Annotated in this window: 13 protein-coding genes; 3 read left to right on the forward strand and 10 right to left on the reverse strand. The window is 71.1% G+C overall.

Annotation, left to right across the window (positions count from 1 at the left end; translation table 11 throughout):
* The 3 genes from GTW40_RS21965 to GTW40_RS21975 all read right to left on the reverse strand — a co-directional run.
* Nucleotides 1–163, reverse strand: a 163-nt coding sequence (locus GTW40_RS21965) for an acyl-CoA carboxylase epsilon subunit (protein WP_161181902.1), incomplete at its 3' end; no start/stop codon positions are given.
* A 23-nt stretch (nucleotides 164–186) separates the two neighbouring features.
* Nucleotides 187–1,770 carry an acyl-CoA carboxylase subunit beta gene (locus GTW40_RS21970; RefSeq protein WP_161181903.1) on the reverse strand — a complete coding sequence of 528 codons (1,584 nt, stop codon included), beginning with the start codon at nucleotides 1,768–1,770 and terminating at the stop codon, nucleotides 187–189.
* Nucleotides 1,771–2,079: 309 nt separating this feature from the next.
* Nucleotides 2,080–2,577: a hypothetical protein gene (locus tag GTW40_RS21975; protein WP_161181904.1), complete on the reverse strand. Its 498-nt coding sequence runs from the start codon at nucleotides 2,575–2,577 to the stop codon at nucleotides 2,080–2,082.
* Between the two features lie 227 nt (nucleotides 2,578–2,804).
* Here GTW40_RS21975 and GTW40_RS21980 point away from each other — a divergent pair, with 227 nt between their 5' ends.
* On the forward strand, nucleotides 2,805–3,407 hold the full coding sequence (locus tag GTW40_RS21980) for a YceI family protein (protein ID WP_161181905.1): 603 nt from the start codon (nucleotides 2,805–2,807) through the stop codon (nucleotides 3,405–3,407).
* Between the two features lie 118 nt (nucleotides 3,408–3,525).
* On the opposite strand, the gene GTW40_RS21985 is transcribed toward GTW40_RS21980, so the two are convergent.
* Both GTW40_RS21985 and GTW40_RS21990 read right to left on the reverse strand, forming a co-directional pair.
* Complete coding sequence (locus GTW40_RS21985; RefSeq protein ID WP_161181906.1) at nucleotides 3,526–4,875, reverse strand: hypothetical protein; 1,350 nt, start codon at nucleotides 4,873–4,875, stop codon at nucleotides 3,526–3,528.
* Nucleotides 4,876–4,938: 63 nt separating this feature from the next.
* The gene (locus GTW40_RS21990; RefSeq protein WP_161181907.1) at nucleotides 4,939–7,959 is read right to left on the reverse strand and encodes a glycoside hydrolase family 3 N-terminal domain-containing protein; all 3,021 of its coding nucleotides are present in this window, start codon (nucleotides 7,957–7,959) and stop codon (nucleotides 4,939–4,941) included.
* A gap of 267 nt (nucleotides 7,960–8,226) precedes the next feature.
* On the opposite strand from GTW40_RS21990, the gene GTW40_RS21995 reads away from it, so the two are divergent.
* Both GTW40_RS21995 and GTW40_RS22000 read left to right on the forward strand, forming a co-directional pair.
* A complete protein-coding gene (locus GTW40_RS21995) occupies nucleotides 8,227–10,095 on the forward strand; it encodes a ricin-type beta-trefoil lectin domain protein (RefSeq protein WP_161181908.1) in 1,869 nt (622 codons plus the stop codon).
* 82 nt (nucleotides 10,096–10,177) lie between these two features.
* On the forward strand, nucleotides 10,178–10,765 hold the full coding sequence (locus tag GTW40_RS22000; RefSeq protein ID WP_161181909.1) for a GPP34 family phosphoprotein: 588 nt from the start codon (nucleotides 10,178–10,180) through the stop codon (nucleotides 10,763–10,765).
* 55 nt (nucleotides 10,766–10,820) lie between these two features.
* Here the strand turns inward: GTW40_RS22000 and cimA are convergent, their stop codons facing one another.
* The 5 genes from cimA to GTW40_RS22025 all read right to left on the reverse strand — a co-directional run.
* Nucleotides 10,821–12,425 carry a citramalate synthase gene (gene cimA, locus GTW40_RS22005; protein WP_161181910.1) on the reverse strand — a complete coding sequence of 535 codons (1,605 nt, stop codon included), beginning with the start codon at nucleotides 12,423–12,425 and terminating at the stop codon, nucleotides 10,821–10,823.
* Between the two features lie 402 nt (nucleotides 12,426–12,827).
* A complete protein-coding gene (locus tag GTW40_RS22015; RefSeq protein ID WP_161181911.1) occupies nucleotides 12,828–13,919 on the reverse strand; it encodes a branched-chain amino acid aminotransferase in 1,092 nt (363 codons plus the stop codon).
* Between the two features lie 317 nt (nucleotides 13,920–14,236).
* Entirely contained in the window at nucleotides 14,237–15,280 is a 1,044-nt protein-coding gene (locus tag GTW40_RS22020; RefSeq protein ID WP_161181912.1) for a 3-isopropylmalate dehydrogenase, read from the reverse strand.
* Between the two features lie 77 nt (nucleotides 15,281–15,357).
* Nucleotides 15,358–15,489, reverse strand: a complete 132-nt coding sequence (locus GTW40_RS33585; RefSeq protein ID WP_018544689.1) for a hypothetical protein — start codon at nucleotides 15,487–15,489, stop codon at nucleotides 15,358–15,360.
* Between the two features lie 224 nt (nucleotides 15,490–15,713).
* A partial coding sequence (locus tag GTW40_RS22025) for a LysR family transcriptional regulator substrate-binding protein (RefSeq protein WP_161181913.1) occupies nucleotides 15,714–16,375 on the reverse strand: 662 nt, incomplete at its 5' end.

Genomic DNA, 16,375 nt, shown 5'->3' on the forward strand with positions numbered 1-16,375 from the left:
AGCCGGGCTCGCGTTCCAGGCGGCGCCAGGCGGCGCGGGGGCGGCCGGCGGAGGGGCGGGTGGTGTGGCGGGCCGCGGCGCGGGCGAGGAGGACGGCCGTGATGGCGGCGACTTCCTCGGGCTCGGCGTGGCCCTTCTCGACGCGGATGTCGGGAGTGCTCATGGTTTTGGTCTCCGAGGGCTCGATCACTGCGGCGGGTTGCCGTGCTTGCGGGAGGGCAGGTCGGCGTGCTTCGACTGGAGCATCGCCAGCGACTTGACCAGTACCTCGCGGGTCTCGGCGGGGTCGATCACGTCGTCCACCAGGCCGCGCTCCGCCGCGTAGTACGGGTGCATGAGCTCGGCCTTGTACTCCTTGACCATCTTCTGGCGCATCGCCTCGGGGTCCTCGGCGTCGGCGATCTGGCGGCGGAAGATGACGTTGGCGGCGCCCTCGGCGCCCATCACGGCGATCTCGTTCGTGGGCCACGCGTACGTCAGGTCCGCACCGATGGACTGGCTGTCCATGACGATGTAGGCACCGCCGTACGCCTTGCGCAGGATGAGCGAAATCCGCGGCACGGTCGCGTTGCAGTAGGCGTAGAGCAGCTTCGCGCCGTGCCGGATGATTCCGCCGTGCTCCTGGTCGACACCGGGGAGGAAGCCCGGCACGTCGAGGAGCGTGATGATCGGGATATTGAAAGCGTCACACATCTGGACAAAGCGCGCAGCTTTTTCGCTCGCCTCGATGTCCAGTACGCCCGCGAGCACCTGCGGCTGGTTGGCGATGATGCCGACGACCTGGCCGTCGAGGCGGGCCATCGCGCAGATGATGTTCCGCGCCCAGCGCTCGTGGACCTCCAGGTACTCGCCGTCGTCCACCAGCTCCTCGATGACCTTGGTCATGTCGTAGGGCCGGTTGCCGTCGGCGGGGACCAGGTCGAGCAGGACGTCGCCGCGCCGGTCGGCCGGGTCGGAGGACTCCACGCGGGGCGGGTTCTCGCGGTTGTTCTGCGGGAGCAGCGACAGGAGGTAGCGCACCTCCGCGATGCAGGTCTCCTCGTCGTCGTACGCGAAGTGGCAGACGCCCGAGGTCTCGGCGTGCACGTCGGCGCCGCCCAGGCCGTTCTGGGAGATCTCCTCGCCGGTGACCGCCTTGACGACGTCCGGGCCGGTGATGAACATCTGCGAGGTCTCGCGGACCATGAAGACGAAGTCGGTGAGGGCGGGGCTGTAGGCCGCGCCGCCCGCGCACGGGCCGAGCATCACGCTGATCTGCGGGATGACGCCGGACGCCTTGGTGTTGCGCTGGAAGATGCCGCCGTAGCCGGCGAGCGCGGAGACGCCCTCCTGGATACGGGCGCCCGCGCCGTCGTTCAGGGAGACCAGCGGGGCACCGGCCGCGATGGCCATGTCCATGATCTTGTGGATCTTCGTGGCGTGGGCCTCGCCCAGCGCGCCGCCGAAGATCCGGAAGTCGTGCGCGTAGACGAAGACCGTGCGGCCCTCGACCGTGCCCCAGCCGGTGATGACACCGTCGCTGTACGGCTTCTTGGCCTCCAGGCCGAAGCCGGTCGCGCGGTGCCTGCGCAGCTGCTCGACCTCCTGGAAGGAACCCGGGTCCAGGAGCAGCTCGATGCGCTCCCGCGCCGTCAGCTTGCCCTTGGCGTGCTGCGCCTCGGTCGCCTTCTCGCTGGGGCCCGCCAGGGCCCGCGCACGGATCTCGTGCAACTCGGCGACCCGACCACGCGCGTCCGTCGGCTCACCCGTCGTCTCTTCCAAAACGGTCATGTAGCGACCTTACGAAGGACATCAAGGAAAGCGAGCCGTCCACTCCGTACAGTCTCCGAAGCGTTTTCCTGGTACCACCGAACAGAACTATGCCGACATGCAGCTGTTCCGACTGCCCGGAGGGCGTCGGCGTTGTAGGGGTGCGACAAAGGCCGGTACCGGAGCGGGGCGCGGATCCGATGCCGCGACACGCCAGCCGTGGGGTGAAACGGGGACTCCGGACGGCCGACCCCGCCCACCGTACCCCGAACGGCGGCGGGGGCCGTCCCGGGGTTTTCCGCCCCGGTACGGCCCCCGCCTCACGGCCGCTCAGCAGCCGCCGCAGTTGTAGTAGAGGACGTCCCAGTGGTTGCCCTCGTCCGCATAGATGTTGCCGGAGCCGGACTGGTACTGCGGCGCGCCGTCGCCGCGCAGCCCGATGTAGGTGAAGGTGTTCTTGATGTACGAGGTCACGCAGGTGTTCTTGCCGTAGTCCAGCTTGTACCCGTTCCAGTGCGAGTACGCCCCCGAGGCGTGGCCGGTCTCGGTGCCGCCGGTGATGTTCAGCGCGCAGCCGGTGGCCCGCTTGAGGGTCTGGGCGCCCTGGGCGGTGGGGAGGTTGAGCTGGTCGAACGACGTACAGGTGGAGTTGTTGCGGTCCGAGCAGCCTCCGGAGGAGGACCAGGTGATGCCGACGTCGCGGAACATCTGTGTGGCCGTGGCGTGAGTGATCTTGGTGACGGCGAAGGCGTCGGAGGCGGTGCCGACGACGGCGACTCCGGGCGCGACGACGAGCGCGAGCGCGGTCAGGATGGAACGGATCTTCACGTGGGGAACCCTTCCTGCGGTGGGCCGTGCTTCCTGTGGGGCGGCTGTGCAGGTGGTGCACCGCAGATGGTGCCCGAGTTCTACGCGCGTCCGCCAGAGGGCGTACGTGGTGACTGCGTGTTGGCGTGAAAACACGCACCGGATGATGTTGAAAGTCAAACAGAATGGCGTTACCGTCGTAACCGCAGGGTTCGTTGAACCTTAAACAAACTCCCGAGGAGCACACGATGGGCATCTTCAGCCGCAAGGACAGCGCCACCACCGCCGCCACCGCCGAGTCCGGCAGCGACCTGGCCGGGTTCACCGGCGAGTACACGATCGACCCCGCGCACACCACGCTCGGCTTCACGGCGCGGCACGCGATGGTGACCAACGTGAAGGGCAGCTTCACCGAGTTCACCGGCACGCTGCACCTCGACGGCTCGGACGTCTCCAGGTCCACCGCGAACCTCGACATCAAGATGGACAGCATCGACACGGGCAACGCGGACCGCGACACCCACCTGAAGTCCGCCGACTTCTTCAAGACGGACGAGTTCCCGACGATGACCTTCCGCTCGACCAAGGTGGAGTCCCTCGGCGGCGACGACTACCGCATCACCGGCGACCTCTCCATCCTCGGCACGACCAAGCCGATCTCCATCGACCTGGAGTTCAACGGCTCCGCCAAGGACCCGTTCGGCAACGACCGCATCGGCTTCGAGGGCAAGGCCGAGCTCCTGCGCTCGGACTGGGGCCTGACCTGGAACGCGGCTCTGGAGACGGGTGGCGTCCTCGTCTCCGACAAGATCAAGCTCAACTTCGACGTGTCGGCCATCAAGAACGCGTGAGCCTCCGGCGGTTCGGCCGTGAGTACGGCACCGCTGCACCGACGAGCGCCCTGCTTCCCCTGACGGGGGAGGGGGCGCTCGCGCGCATGCGTCGGGCCTGACGGGGGTGTGCCCCGGGTCAGAAGCCGCCGCCGAAGTCTCCTCCGCCGCCGCCGCCGCTGTCGCTGAAGCCTCCGCCGTCGCCGAAGCCGCCGAAGTCGCCGGGGTCGAAGTTGCTGCCTGAGACGTCGCCGCCCTCGAAGCCGCCGAAACCGCTGTCGCCGAAGCCGCCGCCGTAGTCGGAGGCGTAGGCGGGGGTGGACATCATGCCGCCGAGCATGGTGCCGACGAGGAGGCCGGGGAGCAGGCCGCCGCCGAAGTAGCCGCCTGCCCAGGGGCCGTAGGCCGGGCCCGCGTCCCAGTAGGGGCGGCGGCCGTACTCGGTGTCGACCTCGCGCACCGCGGGGTCGCGGCCGTCGGCCAGCCGGGCGGCGTCGGCCGCGCAGACGGGGACCTCGCGCGGGCTGCCGCCGGACGGCGTCCAGAGGGCGTCGGTCACCGAGGGGCCGTGGCGCGGGTCGAAGAAGCAGGGCGGGCGCCGCTCGGGCAGCACGCGGCCCTCGCGGCGGGCGGCCAGCACGGCGAGCGAGAAGCGGCCGTCCTCCAGGGTCTCGGTGACCGCGCGCACGTCCTCGGGTCTGCGGGCCCGGTCCATGAGCTGCTTGGCGTTGTCGTAGGCGTTCAGGGCGCGCTCGTAGTCGGCGCGCATCGCGTCGTCGGCGCCGGGCTCGCCGGGCCGGAAGTCGAGCCGGTCCAGCTCCTCGCCGAAGGCGCTGATGTCCTCGTCCACCACCACGCGGAGCCGGTCGAGGGCGGCACGCTGCTCCTCGTCGCGGCGGCGCCGGTTGCGGCGGACCAGGGTGTAGGCGCCCGCGCCGGCCGCCACCAGGACACCGGCGGCCACGATCAGTCCGGTGCCGGAGACGCCCCCGCCGGAGGAGTCCCAGCCGGACGGCGCGTGCCCCTTGACGGTGTCGAGGGCACGGTCGGTGAAGTCGGTGAGCTGCGCCTTGGCGCTCTCGCCCTGGACGCTCGCCACCAGGTTCTCGCGGGCCGTGTTCGATATGACCACCGAGTCGGCCTTGGCGTTGAAGCGGTCGCCCAGCCTTATGCCGTAGAGACCGGTGATTCCGGTGGCGGTGCGCACGTCGGAGAAGACCTTGTCGGTCGGATACCCGGCGGGCAGGACCACGATGAACACCGGCTTCCCGGCATCCTTGATCCGCTTGGACAGCGCGTCGGCGTCGGCGCGCGAGAGCTGGTCGGAGGCGGCCGGGTCGACGTAGACCGGGTTCTCGCGCAGGGCCCGGCCGATGGTGGACGCGCTCGTCTCCGCGCTCGCCGCGGGGGCGAACACGGTGGTGAAAGCCAGCACCAGCGCGGCAAGCAGCAGCGCGGGGAGGCTTCGGGTCGGCAGGACGGCCTTCATCCTTCGACGCTACCCGAAGCCTCCCCTTTTCGGTCAGGTGTGCGGATCACTGGTTCGGGTGAATCAGGCCGCCCGATAGGCCTCCGCCAGCTTGCGCAGCGCCAGCGCGTAGTCCCCGGTCAGCAGCGCGTGGTCGGCCTCGGCGAAGGGCTTCGCCACCGCCGCCGTGATCCGCTGTCCGGCCTTGTCCTGGACGATCAGCCGGGCCCGGGTGACCAGGGCCCGCCCGGTCCTGCCGTCGTGCGCCCGCCCGGCCCGCTCCGCCGCCCTGCCGAGCGCCGTGAGCTCCGCCGCGCCGCCCTTCGGCACGGTGGTGCGGGTGGTCAGGCCCCACCCGTAGGGGTACTGCGGGTCGTACGACGCGTCACCCACGTTGATCGGCAGCTGCGCCTCGGACCTCGGCCAGGTGACCGGGAGCTGTCCGGTGAAGGCCCTCCTGCCGTAGAGCACGTCGGCCACGCCGTCGCCCTCGGTGCCGGGCAGCCAGGAGGCGACCAGGGCGTCGATCCTGCCCAGTCGGTCCCCGACGAGCTGGGGGCGTCCGGAGACGATCAGCACCGCGCACTTCATCGCCGCGCACACCTTGTCGACGGCTGCACGGTCGGCGGCGGACAGCTGGAGGCTGTGGCCGTTGCCCACGTCGCCCACCCCCTCGGCGTAGGGGGTCTCCCCGACGACGACCACGCCCACGTCGTAGCCCTTGGTCGGCGCGGAGGCGTCCTGGGAGTAGGTGACGTCACCGCCCGCCTTCCGCATGCCCTGGAGGATGGTGGTGCCGGGGACGATGTTCCCGGAGGAGCCCTGCCAGGTGACGGTCCAGCCGCCGGTCTGGTTGCCGATGTCGTCGGCGTTGGACCCGGCGACGTACACCTTCTGGTTCTTCCTCAGCGGCAGCAGTCCGCCGCTGTTCTTCAGCAGCACCTGGGACTCGGCGGCGGCCTGGCGGGCGACGGCGCGGTGGACCGGGGAGCCGATCGCGGACGCGCCCGAGGTGTTCGCGTAGGGGTGCTCGAACAGACCGAGGCGGAACTTCTGGGTGAGGATGCGGGAGACCGCGTCGTCGATGCGCCGCTCGGTGACGCGTCCCGCCTTCACCTCGGCGGTGAGGGCCGCGGTGAAGTCCTTGTAGGTGTAGGGGACCATCATCATGTCGACGCCCGCGTTCACCGAGGTGCGCACGTGCGCGGCGTAGTCGCCGGGGAGCTGGTCGATGGCGTTCCAGTCGCTGATCACGAAGCCGTCGAAGCCCATCCGGCCCTTGAGCACGTTGTTGATCATGTCCGCGCGGGCGTGCATCTTCACCGGGCCGCGTCCGTCGCCGATGACCTCCAGCGAGGAGTACGACGGCATGACCGTGCCGATCCCCCGGTCCACGGCGTCCTGGTACGGCGCGAGGTGGACGGCCTCCAGCTGCTGCCGGGTGACCTTGGTGACGCCCTGGTCGATCGTGTAGGTGCCGGTGGTGGAGGAGCCGTAGGTGGTGCCGCCGTCACCGACGAAGTGCTTGGCGGTGGCGAGGACCTTGTCGGGGCGGGCGAGGTCGCGGCCGTCGGCGCGGCCCTGGAGGCCCTGGATCACCGTCTCCAGGGACTCGACCAGCGCCGGGTCCTCGCCGAAGGACTCGTAGGAGCGGCCCCAGCGTTCGTCGCGGGTCACGCACAGGCAGGGCGCGAAGTCCCAGGGGATGCCGGTGGCGCGGACTTCGGCGGCGGTCACCGCGCCTGCCTGCTGGGCTAGTTGGGGATCACGGGTGGCGCCGATGCCGATGTTGTGCGGCGTGATCGTGGCGCCGACGAGGTTGTTGTGGCCGTGCACCGCGTCCACGCCGTAGATCAGCGGGATCTGGAACCGCGTGGCCTGGGCCCGCAGTTGGAAGCCGTCGATCATCTTCGCCCACGCCTCGGGGGTGTTCGGGGTGGGCGTGGAGCCGCCGCCGGAGAGCAGCGAGCCGAGGTCGTAGGACGCGATGTCGGCCGGGTCGCTGACGGCGCCGCGCTCGGCCTGGGTCATCTGGCCCACCTTCTCGGCGAGCGACATCCGGCCGAGCAGGTCGGCCACCCGCTTGCGCAGGGGCAGCTTGACGTCCAGGTACGGCAGTCCGTGGGCGTCGATGACGATCTGCGGGTTCTCGGCGGGGGCTTTGGCGCCGGTCACCGTGAGCTTGAGCGGGACGGTCTCGGCGGGCTCGGCGCCGCGGTCCTTCAGGGTGGTCACCTTCACCGTCCGCGAGGTGCCGGAGGGGGTGCCGGCCGGGAAGGTGAGGGTGCCGTCGACGGGCCGGTAGTCGGTGCCGGGGCGGGCGGTGCCGCCCGAGGTGGTGTAGCCGACGGTCACCGGGTCGGTCAGCGGCTTCTCGCCCGTGGTGGAGACGGTGACGCGGACGGAGGCGGTGCCGCCCTCGCGCACGGTGTGGACGGCCGCGTCGGTGGTGACGGAGGCGTGCAGCGCGGGGTCGGCGGCGCCGTAGAGCTCGACGCCGTCCATGGCGAAGCGGCCCTTGATGCCGGTGGGCAGCGTGACGGCGTAGCCCCACATCTCGGTCAGGCCGAGGACGTGGTCGATGCCGCCGACCGGCTGGTAGTCGGTGCGATAGGTGAACGCGCCGAAGGGCAGCTCGACCTGCTTCCAGCCGGTGAAGTCGTCGGTGAAGGAGGTCGTCCACAGCTCGGACGCCTCGCCGTTGGCGCCCCCGTCCTTGATCTCGAAGGCGATCTTCTTGCCGTTGTCCTGGCCGTCCCACCAGAAGCGGACGCCCCGGTGCGCGGACCAGTCGTGGGCGGGTCCGGCGGCGGCGTAGTCGTGGGTGAAGCCGCCGTAGCCGCTGATGTCGTAGCCGCCGGAGAGGACCTTGGCGCCCTCGGGGGCGTCGGCGCGTGCGGCCAGTTCCAGGGCGGGCGGGTCGTCGCTGTCGCCGCCCCAGGTGAAGATGCCCTCGGCGGGCTGGGCGGCGAAGGGGACCTCGCCCTCGAAGCGGTCGACGGACACGGGCGGCGGGTCGGCGGCGCCGGAAGCGGTGGCGGCCGCGGTCAGCGGGAGAGTTGCGGTCAGCAGAGCGGCGGAGGCGAGCAGGGCGGTTCTTCGCATGGACCCTTCCCTTGGCTCAGAGGTCACTCATCTGGCTCGGGTTCACTCATGACTTAACTCACGGCGTGAGTCAACTCGCGCCCCCAGCAGGCGTCAAGGCTTCACGCCGGAAGTGGAACACCGCCGACTCATGTGTGGAGCAGGGGTGTTGTGCGTTCGTCTTCTGAATGCGCGACCCCTTGACGGACCGTGAAAGCCGTCATTAACTCACGCCTCGCACGCCGCTGTTCCTCATCTCCCCCCCCACTCCTCGAAGGGCGGCGCACCATGAGACCACCCCTGCGCCCGGTCCGGCTGTTGCTGGCCGCGCTGTTGACCACCGCCGGGCTCGGCACCCTCGCCGTCCCCGCTGCGCACGCGGCGGGCGAGCCGGTGACGGCCTGGCTCACCACCACCGACGACTCCGGCGGGCGCCATGTCACCCGCGGGCTCCAGCAACAGGCGCCGTTCGCCTTCTCCTCGGGCACCGGCGGCTCCGGCGAGAACATCACCGTCGACGAGAACACCCGCTACCAGACCTTCACCGGCGGCGGCGCGTCCTTCACCGACACCGCCGCCTGGCTGATGAACAGCAGCGGCGCGCTCTCCCAGGCCACCCGCGACGCCACCCTGCGCAAGCTGTTCTCCCCCACGGACGGCATCGGACTGTCGTTCCTGCGCAACCCGATGGGCGCCTCCGACCTGGCCCGCTCCGGCTACACCTACGACGACGTGCCCGCCGGGCAGACCGACCCCTCGCTCGCCAGGTTCTCGATCGCGCACGACCTCGCGGACGTCGCCCCGCTCACCCGGCAGGCGCTCCAGCTGAACCCGTCCCTCACCGTCATGGCCTCCCCGTGGACGGCCCCGGCCTGGATGAAGGACAGCGGCTCGCTCAACGGCGGCTGGCTGAAGGCGGAGGACTACGGCGCCTACGCGTCGTACTTCGTCAAGTACCTCCAGGCGTACCGCGATCAGGGCGTCAACGTCTCCTACGTCACCGCCCAGAACGAGCCGACCTGCTGCTCGGGCTACCCCTCGATGAGCTGGAACGCGAGCGGCCTCGCCTACTTCACCAAGAGCGAGTTGCTGCCCCGGCTCCAGCAGGCGGGCCTGTCCACCAAGGTCCTGGCGCACGACTGGAACTGGGACTCCTACGACTCCTACGCCGCCCAGACCGTGGACGACGCGGCCGTACGCAGCCATCCCAACTTCGGCGGGATCGCCTGGCACGGCTACGGCGGTGACGTGGGCAAGCAGACGGCCGTGCACAACCAGTACCCGAACCTCGACGCCTTCGCCACCGAGCACTCCGGCGGCACCTGGATCGCCGACCAGCAGCGCGAGGACATGTCCAACATCATCGACTACACCCGCAACTGGGCGAAGTCGGTGACCAAGTGGTCCCTCGCGGTGGACCAGAACATGGGCCCGCACAACGGCGGTTGCGGCACCTGCACCGGTCTGGTCACCGTGCACAACGGCGACAGCCGCAGCGGGAGCGTGGACTACACCGTCGAGTACTACGACATGGGCCACCTCACCAAGTTCGTCCGCCCCGGCGCCCAGCGCATCGCGTCGACGGCCTCCACCAACGTGCCCAACGTGGCCTGGCGCAACCCCGACGGCAGCAAGGCCCTGATCGCCTACAACGGCGGCTCGTCCGCCCGCACGGTGACGATCAACTGGGGCGGCCAGCACGCCACTTACTCCCTCCCCGCCCGCACCTCCGCCACCTTCACCTGGTCCGGTGCCCAGTCCGGCGACGGCGCCCGCACCGGCGCCCTCACCGGTCTCGCGGGCAAGTGCCTGGACGTGGCGGGCGGTTCGAGCGCCAATGGCACCGCCGTCCAGCTCTACGACTGCAACGGCAGCACCGCCCAGCAGTGGACGGTCGCCACGGACGGCTCGGTCCGCGCCCTCGGCAAGTGCCTCGACGTCACCTCCGCCTCCACCGCGAACGGCGCCAAGGTCCAGCTCTACGACTGCAACGGCACCGGCGCCCAGCAGTGGTCCTACAACACCTCCACCGGCGACGTGGTCAACACGGCGGCGGACAAGTGCCTGGACGTGACGGACAACTCCTCGGCGAACGGCGCACGGGCCCAGATCTGGTCGTGCACGGGAGCCGCCAACCAGAAGTGGACGCTCCGCTAGCCCGCACGGCGGCGCGGCGGGTTTCCCGGTCGGGCGGCGGTGGTACGCGGCCCGTATCACCCCTCCTGACCGGGAGTACCGGATGACCACACCGCAGGATCTGCTGTTCGTCGTGCTCGATGTGCGGGCCGACCGGCCCGTGGAGCGCGGGGATCTTTCGCTGGCGCTTGCGGGGGCCGAGCTGCTCGACCTGGCCGGGGCCGGGGTGGTGAGCCTGCGGGAGGACCGGATCGTGCCGACCTCGGGGCATCTCACCGGGGACCGGCTGCTGGACGAGGCGGCCGCCGCGCTGGTGCGCGAGGAGCCGTACGAGTCGGTGGAGGACTGGCTGTGGCGACGGGGGAACGGACTCGCCGCGGCTTATACGGCCGCGCTGGAGCCGGGCGGGTCCGGGCTGCGGCAGCTGTTCAGGCGGGCCGAGCCGGCGGACTCGGCCGAGCGGCGGCGGGCGGCCGAGCGGTGGGCCGTACGGGAACCCGCGCTGACCGGGCTCGCGGCGGAGCTGGGCATCGGGGAGCCGGGGGCGAAGAGCGCGGAGGAAGACGCCGAGGACGACCGGCTGGCGCTCGTGCTCGCCGCCGTCGGGGACGCGCTGACCGAGCTGGAGGCGGTGCGGCAGCGGCGGCGGATCGAGGAGGACGCGTTCGACAACGTCTGGCGCGCTCCCTGACCGCCACCGCACCCGGCTGCCCGGCTGCCCGGCCCTGCTCGGCCCTGCTCGGCGGCTACTCGGCCGGTTCGACGCCCGCGCGCAGCAGGCCGTAGGTGTAGGCGTCCTCCAGGGCCTGCCAGGAGGCGGCGATGACGTTCTCCGCGACGCCGACCGTGGACCACTCCCCCGCGCCGTCGCCCGTGGAGATCAGGACGCGGGTCGTGGACTGGGTGCCGTGCTTGCCCTCCAGGATGCGGACCTTGTAGTCCACCAGCTCCAGCTTGGCGAGCTGCGGGTAGATCTTCTCCAGGGCCACGCGCAGCGCCCGGTCGAGGGCGTTGACCGGGCCGTTGCCCTCGGCGGTGGCGACGATCCGCTCGCCCTTGGCCCACAGCTTCACGGTCGCCTCGTTGGCGTGGGTGCCGTCGGGGCGGTCCTCGACGATCGCCCGCCAGGATTCGACGTCGAAGTACTTCAGCGGGGCGCCCTGGGCCTCGGCGCGCAGCAGCAGCTCGAAGGAGGCGTCGGCGGCCTCGTAGGTGTAGCCCGCGAGTTCGCGCTCCTTGACCCGCTCGACCACCCGGCCGACCAGTTCGCGGTCGCCGCCGAGGTCGACGCCCAGCTCGCGGCCCTTGAGCTCGATGGAGGCGCGGCCCGCCATGTCGGAGACCAGCATCCGCATGGTGTTGCCGACCTGCTCGGGGTCGATGTGCTGGTAGAGGTCGGGGTCGACCTTGATGGCGGAGGCGTGCAGCCCGGCCTTGTGGGCGAAGGCGGAGACACCGACGTAGGGCTGGTGGGTGGAGGGGGTCAGGTTGACGACCTCGGCGATGGCGTGCGAGATCCGGGTCGTCTCGCGCAGCGCGCCGTCGGGCAGCACCTTCTTGCCGTACTTCAGCTCCAGCGCGGCCACGACCGGGAAGAGGTTGGCGTTGCCGACCCGCTCGCCGTAGCCGTTCGCCGTGCACTGCACATGGGTCGCGCCCGCGTCGACGGCGGCGAGGGTGTTGGCGACCGCGCAGCCGGTGTCGTCCTGGGCGTGGATGCCGAGCCGGGCGCCGGTGTCGGCGAGCACGGTGGCGACGACGGCGCCGATCTGCGCCGGGAGCATCCCGCCGTTGGTGTCGCAGAGGATGACCACGTCGGCGCCGGCCTCGGCGGCGGTGCGTACGACCGCCTTGGCGTACTCGGGGTTGGCTCGGTAGCCGTCGAAGAAGTGCTCGCAGTCCACGAAGACGCGGCGGCCCTCGGCGCGGAGGTGGGCGACGGTGTCGCGGACCATCTCCAGGTTCTCGTCGAGCGTGGTGCGCAGGGCGAGTTCGACGTGCCGGTCGTGGGCCTTGGCGACCAGGGTGATCACCGGGGCGCCGGACTCCAGCAGGGCCCTGACCTGCGGGTCGTCGGCTGCCTTGGCACCGGCGCGGCGGGTGGCGCCGAAGGCGACGAGCGCCGCGTTCCTCAGGTCCAGCTCTTTCGCGGCGCGGGCGAAGAACTCGGTGTCGCGTGGGTTGGCGCCGGGCCAGCCGCCCTCGATGAAGCCCACGCCGAAGTCGTCCAGGTGCCGTGCGATGGCCAGCTTGTCCGCGACGGTGAGGTTGATGCCCTCGCGCTGCGCGCCGTCGCGCAGCGTGGTGTCGAAGACGTGGAAGGAATCGTCGAGCTCGCTGGTTGCGGTCATGGTCTCAAGGCTCCTGTTGTGATGTCGGTCTTACCGGAATGACCGGCTCCACCGTTCCCCCCAGTTTCCCTCACGCTCCGTCACCGACCGTGGGTGGGCCGAAAACGAAAAAACCTCTCGCGGGTGCGAGAGGTCTGCGCGCGGGTCGAGGACGACGGTGCCACCCGTACCTGGTCGTACGAGGTGGTCACTGCGGACCGGCGCGCCTGCTGCCCATAATCATGGAGAGCGAGAACACGGGGGAAGTCTGGCACAGAACGCCCACCGTCCCACCGGCCGTCTCAGTATGCGGGCGCGGGTGTCCAGAACGGCGAACGGGCAAGCGCCCCGGACCTGCGGGGTCCGGGGCGCTTGCCCGTCGGTCTGCCGGAAGCCTTACGGCGAACCGTTACGGCGTCCGCCTCACTGCGCCAGCTCGTGCATCCAGCCGTGCTTGTCCTCGCTGATGCCGCGCTGGAGGTCGAGCAGGGCCTCGCGCAGGCGGAGGGTGACCTCGCCGGGCTGCCCGTCGCCCTGCTTCCACTCGGCGCCCTCGCGCTTGACGGTGCCGACCGGGGTGATCACGGCGGCGGTGCCGCAGGCGAAGACCTCGGTGAGGGTGCCGTTCTCCGAGTCGCGCTGCCACTGGTCGACGGAGATACGGCCCTCCTCGGCCTCGTAGCCCAGGTCGCGGGCGACGGTCAGCAGGGAGTCGCGGGTGACGCCCTCCAGGATGGAGCCGGTCAGGGTGGGGGTGACGATCTTGTTTCCGTAGACGAAGAACAGGTTCATGCCGCCCAGCTCCTCGACCCACTTGTGCTCGACGGCGTCGAGGTAGCAGACCTGGTCGCAGCCCTTGGCGGCGGCCTCGGCCTGGGCGAGCAGGGAGGCGGCGTAGTTGCCGCCGGTCTTGGCGTCGCCCATGCCGCCGGGGACGGCGCGGACGCGGTCCTCGGAGGCCCAGATGGAGACGGGCTTCACGCCGCCCTTGAAGTAGGCGCCGGCCGGGGAGGCGATGACGATGAACAGGTACTCGTTGGACGGCTTGACGCCCAGGCCGACCTCGGTGCCGATCATGAAGGGGCGCAGGTAGAGGGACTCCTCGCCGCCGTGCGCGGGCACCCAGTCCTTGTCCTGCGAGACCAGCGCGTCACAGGCCGCGACGAAGGTCTCGACGGGCAGCTCGGGCATCCCGAGGCGGTGCGCGGAGCGCTGGAAGCGGCGGGCGTTCTGCTCGGGGCGGAAGGTGGCGACCGAGCCGTCGGGGCGCCGGTACGCCTTCAGGCCCTCGAAGATCTCCTGCGCGTAGTGCAGGACGTTGGTGGCCGGGTCGAGCGGGATGGCGGCGTACGGGACGAGTTGGCCGTCGTGCCAGCCGCGGCCCTCGGTCCACCGGATGGTCACCATGTGGTCGGTGAAGTGGCGGCCGAAACCGGGGTTGGCCAGGATCGCCTCGCGCTCGGTGGCGGCGAGCGGGTGGGCGGAGGGCTTGAGCTCGATCGTGGGCGTCGTCATGAGCGGGAATCCTTCTCTTCCTGGCGTGGTCGGGGCGGCTTCCGGTCTTTCGGCCGGACCGGGGTCGCCCCCGGCGAAACGCAGCACCGGTCGTGGCGGGCCGCGCTCACGCACCCCGCACCGGCCGGAGGGCCGGTGTGAGGACGTCCGAGCATTCCCTCATACCGCGGCTCCGCGTTCGATTATCGCGCGGAGCCGGGGCCGGAAGGAATCGGGGTGAATGCGGACCCAGAGGTTGATGGTGGCATCGCGCGGGCGCACGGCAAAGGGCCACCGGGCGTTGGACGCGACCCGGCGGCCCTCGGGGGCCCGGCGGGTCAGCCGGTTACGCCCGCTACGAGCGCGTCGCCGATCTCGGCGGTGGAGCGGGCGGGGCCGCCCACGCGGGCGGTGAGGTCGGCGGCCACGGCCGCGTCCACGCGGTCGGCCTCGGCCTCGTAGCCGAGGTGGCGCAGCAGGAGGGCCACGGAGAGGACCGTGGCGGTGGGGTCGGCCTTGCCCTGTCCGGCGATGTCCGGGGCCGAGCCGTGGACGGGCTCGAACATCGACGGGTACTCCCGGCCCGGGTTGATGTTGCCCGAGGCGGCGACCCCGATGCCGCCGGAGACGGCCGCGGCGAGGTCGGTGATGATGTCGCCGAAGAGGTTGTCGGTGACGATGACGTCGAAGCGCTCGGGCTGGGTGACCAGGTAGATGGTGGCCGCGTCGACGTGGATGTACTCGGTGGTGACCTCGGGGTACTCCTCGGCCACCTTGTTGAAGATGTTGGTCCACAGGTGCCCGGCGAAGGTCAGCACGTTGTTCTTGTGGACCAGGGTGAGCTTCTTGCGCGGGCGGGCCTGGGCGCGGGCGAAGGCGTCGCGGACGACGCGCTCGACGCCGTAGGCGGTGTTCACGGAGACCTCGGTGGCGACCTCGTGCGGGGTGCCGGTGCGGATGGTGCCGCCATTGCCCGTGTAGGGGCCCTCGGTGCCCTCGCGGACCACCACGAAGTCGATCTCCGGCTGCCCGGCGAGCGGGGTGGCGACGCCGGGGAGCAGCTTGGAGGGGCGCAGGTTGACGTGGTGGTCGAAGGCGAACCGGAGCTTGAGCAGGAAGCCGCGCTCCAGGACGCCGGACGGGACGCTGGGGTCGCCGATGGCGCCGAGCAGGATGGCGTCGTGGCCCTTGAGGGAGGCGAGGTCGGCGTCGGTGAGGGTCTCACCGGTGGCGTGGTAGCGCCGGGCGCCGAAGTCGTACTCCGTGGTCTCCAGCTTCACGTCCTCCGGGAGGACGGCGGAGAGGACCTTGAGACCTTCGGCCACGACCTCCTGGCCGATGCCGTCACCCGGGATCACTGCGAGATCGATGCTGCGAGACATGTCGGCACCCTACTCCGGCGTCCCAGGTGATGACACGAGCTGTCCGCGATGCGGACAGGACGGTCTTCGGCGTCGGCTCAGTGGCCGGTCTCGCCGCCGTTGTCACGGCGGTCCAGGGCGCGCTGGAGGGCGGCGGCGGCCTGGGCGCGGTCGGTCTCGTTCGTACGGGAGGTGTGGCGGACTCGGCGGCGGACGGTCGTCTCGGCCATGGGTGATCGACTCCTTCGACAGAGCTGGGGCACGGCAGCGATGAGCTGTGAGACGCCGGAAGGGGCGGAGAGCGGGCGCCGCAGGGGTTGCCTGCACAGGGCGCGGCTCACGACCGCCATTCGCTGATGGAGCGAGTCGTTCGGCTCATCCCAAGCTAAGGGACCGGCCCGCGCCTGTCTGCACCATTACTCGGACTTCCTACTATCTGAGACGGCTCGTCGGCTCACCGGTTCCTGACCTGGGCGTTCGCCGTCCCCGGGCGCAGGGCGCGCACCTCGCGCACGAGCGCCCGCACGGCCGAGGTCGCGGCCAGTTCGGGGGTCGTCACATAGCCGACCGCGCGGTACGGGCGCTCGGGTCCGAGGTCGGTGACCGCCACGGCGGGCGGTACGGCGGTGAGCGAGAGCGCGGGCATGACGGCCATGCCGAGCCCGCTCGCCACCATCGACAGCACGGCCCCGTCGTCCTCGGCGCGGACGGTCGCGGCCGGTATCCAGTCCTGGGCGGCCCACCAGTCGCGGGTGTACGAGCCGCAGTTCTCCGTCCAGTCGACCAGGGGCAGGGTGCGCGGGGCGGGGTGTCCGGCGGGGTGGACCAGGGAGTACGGCTCGCGCAGCAGCACGTCCCCGATCAGACCGCCGGGGAGCTGGTCGCCGTCGCCGAGGGTGGCGATTCCGAGGTCGGCCCGCCCGGCGGCGACCTCGCCCGCCGTCCCGTCGCCCACTTCCCGTACGACGCTCACGGTCACCTCGATGCCGGGGTGCCGCGCGGCCAGCCGTTCCAGGGCGGGCGGCAGCAGATGCAGGGCCGCGCTGCGGAATGCGGCCACGCGCAGCGGACCGGACGCCTCGCCCGTGTGCGTGCCCCGGGCGTCGGCGGCCAGGG

Source organism: Streptomyces sp. SID4985 (genome assembly GCF_009863025.1).
Lineage (GTDB): Bacteria > Actinomycetota > Actinomycetes > Streptomycetales > Streptomycetaceae > Streptomyces.

Coding starts and splice junctions, on each gene's coding strand:
- GTW40_RS21995 (WP_161181908.1), top strand. CDS start 8,227: ATGAGACCACCCCTGCGCCCGGTCCGGCTGTTGCTGGCCGCGCTGTTG.
- GTW40_RS22020 (WP_161181912.1), bottom strand. CDS start 15,280: ATGTCTCGCAGCATCGATCTCGCAGTGATCCCGGGTGACGGCATCGGC.
- GTW40_RS22015 (WP_161181911.1), bottom strand. CDS start 13,919: ATGACGACGCCCACGATCGAGCTCAAGCCCTCCGCCCACCCGCTCGCC.
- GTW40_RS21970 (WP_161181903.1), bottom strand. CDS start 1,770: ATGACCGTTTTGGAAGAGACGACGGGTGAGCCGACGGACGCGCGTGGT.
- GTW40_RS21990 (WP_161181907.1), bottom strand. CDS start 7,959: ATGCGAAGAACCGCCCTGCTCGCCTCCGCCGCTCTGCTGACCGCAACT.
- GTW40_RS22000 (WP_161181909.1), top strand. CDS start 10,178: ATGACCACACCGCAGGATCTGCTGTTCGTCGTGCTCGATGTGCGGGCC.
- cimA (WP_161181910.1), bottom strand. CDS start 12,425: ATGACCGCAACCAGCGAGCTCGACGATTCCTTCCACGTCTTCGACACC.
- GTW40_RS33585 (WP_018544689.1), bottom strand. CDS start 15,489: ATGGCCGAGACGACCGTCCGCCGCCGAGTCCGCCACACCTCCCGTACG.
- GTW40_RS21985 (WP_161181906.1), bottom strand. CDS start 4,875: ATGAAGGCCGTCCTGCCGACCCGAAGCCTCCCCGCGCTGCTGCTTGCC.
- GTW40_RS21980 (WP_161181905.1), top strand. CDS start 2,805: ATGGGCATCTTCAGCCGCAAGGACAGCGCCACCACCGCCGCCACCGCC.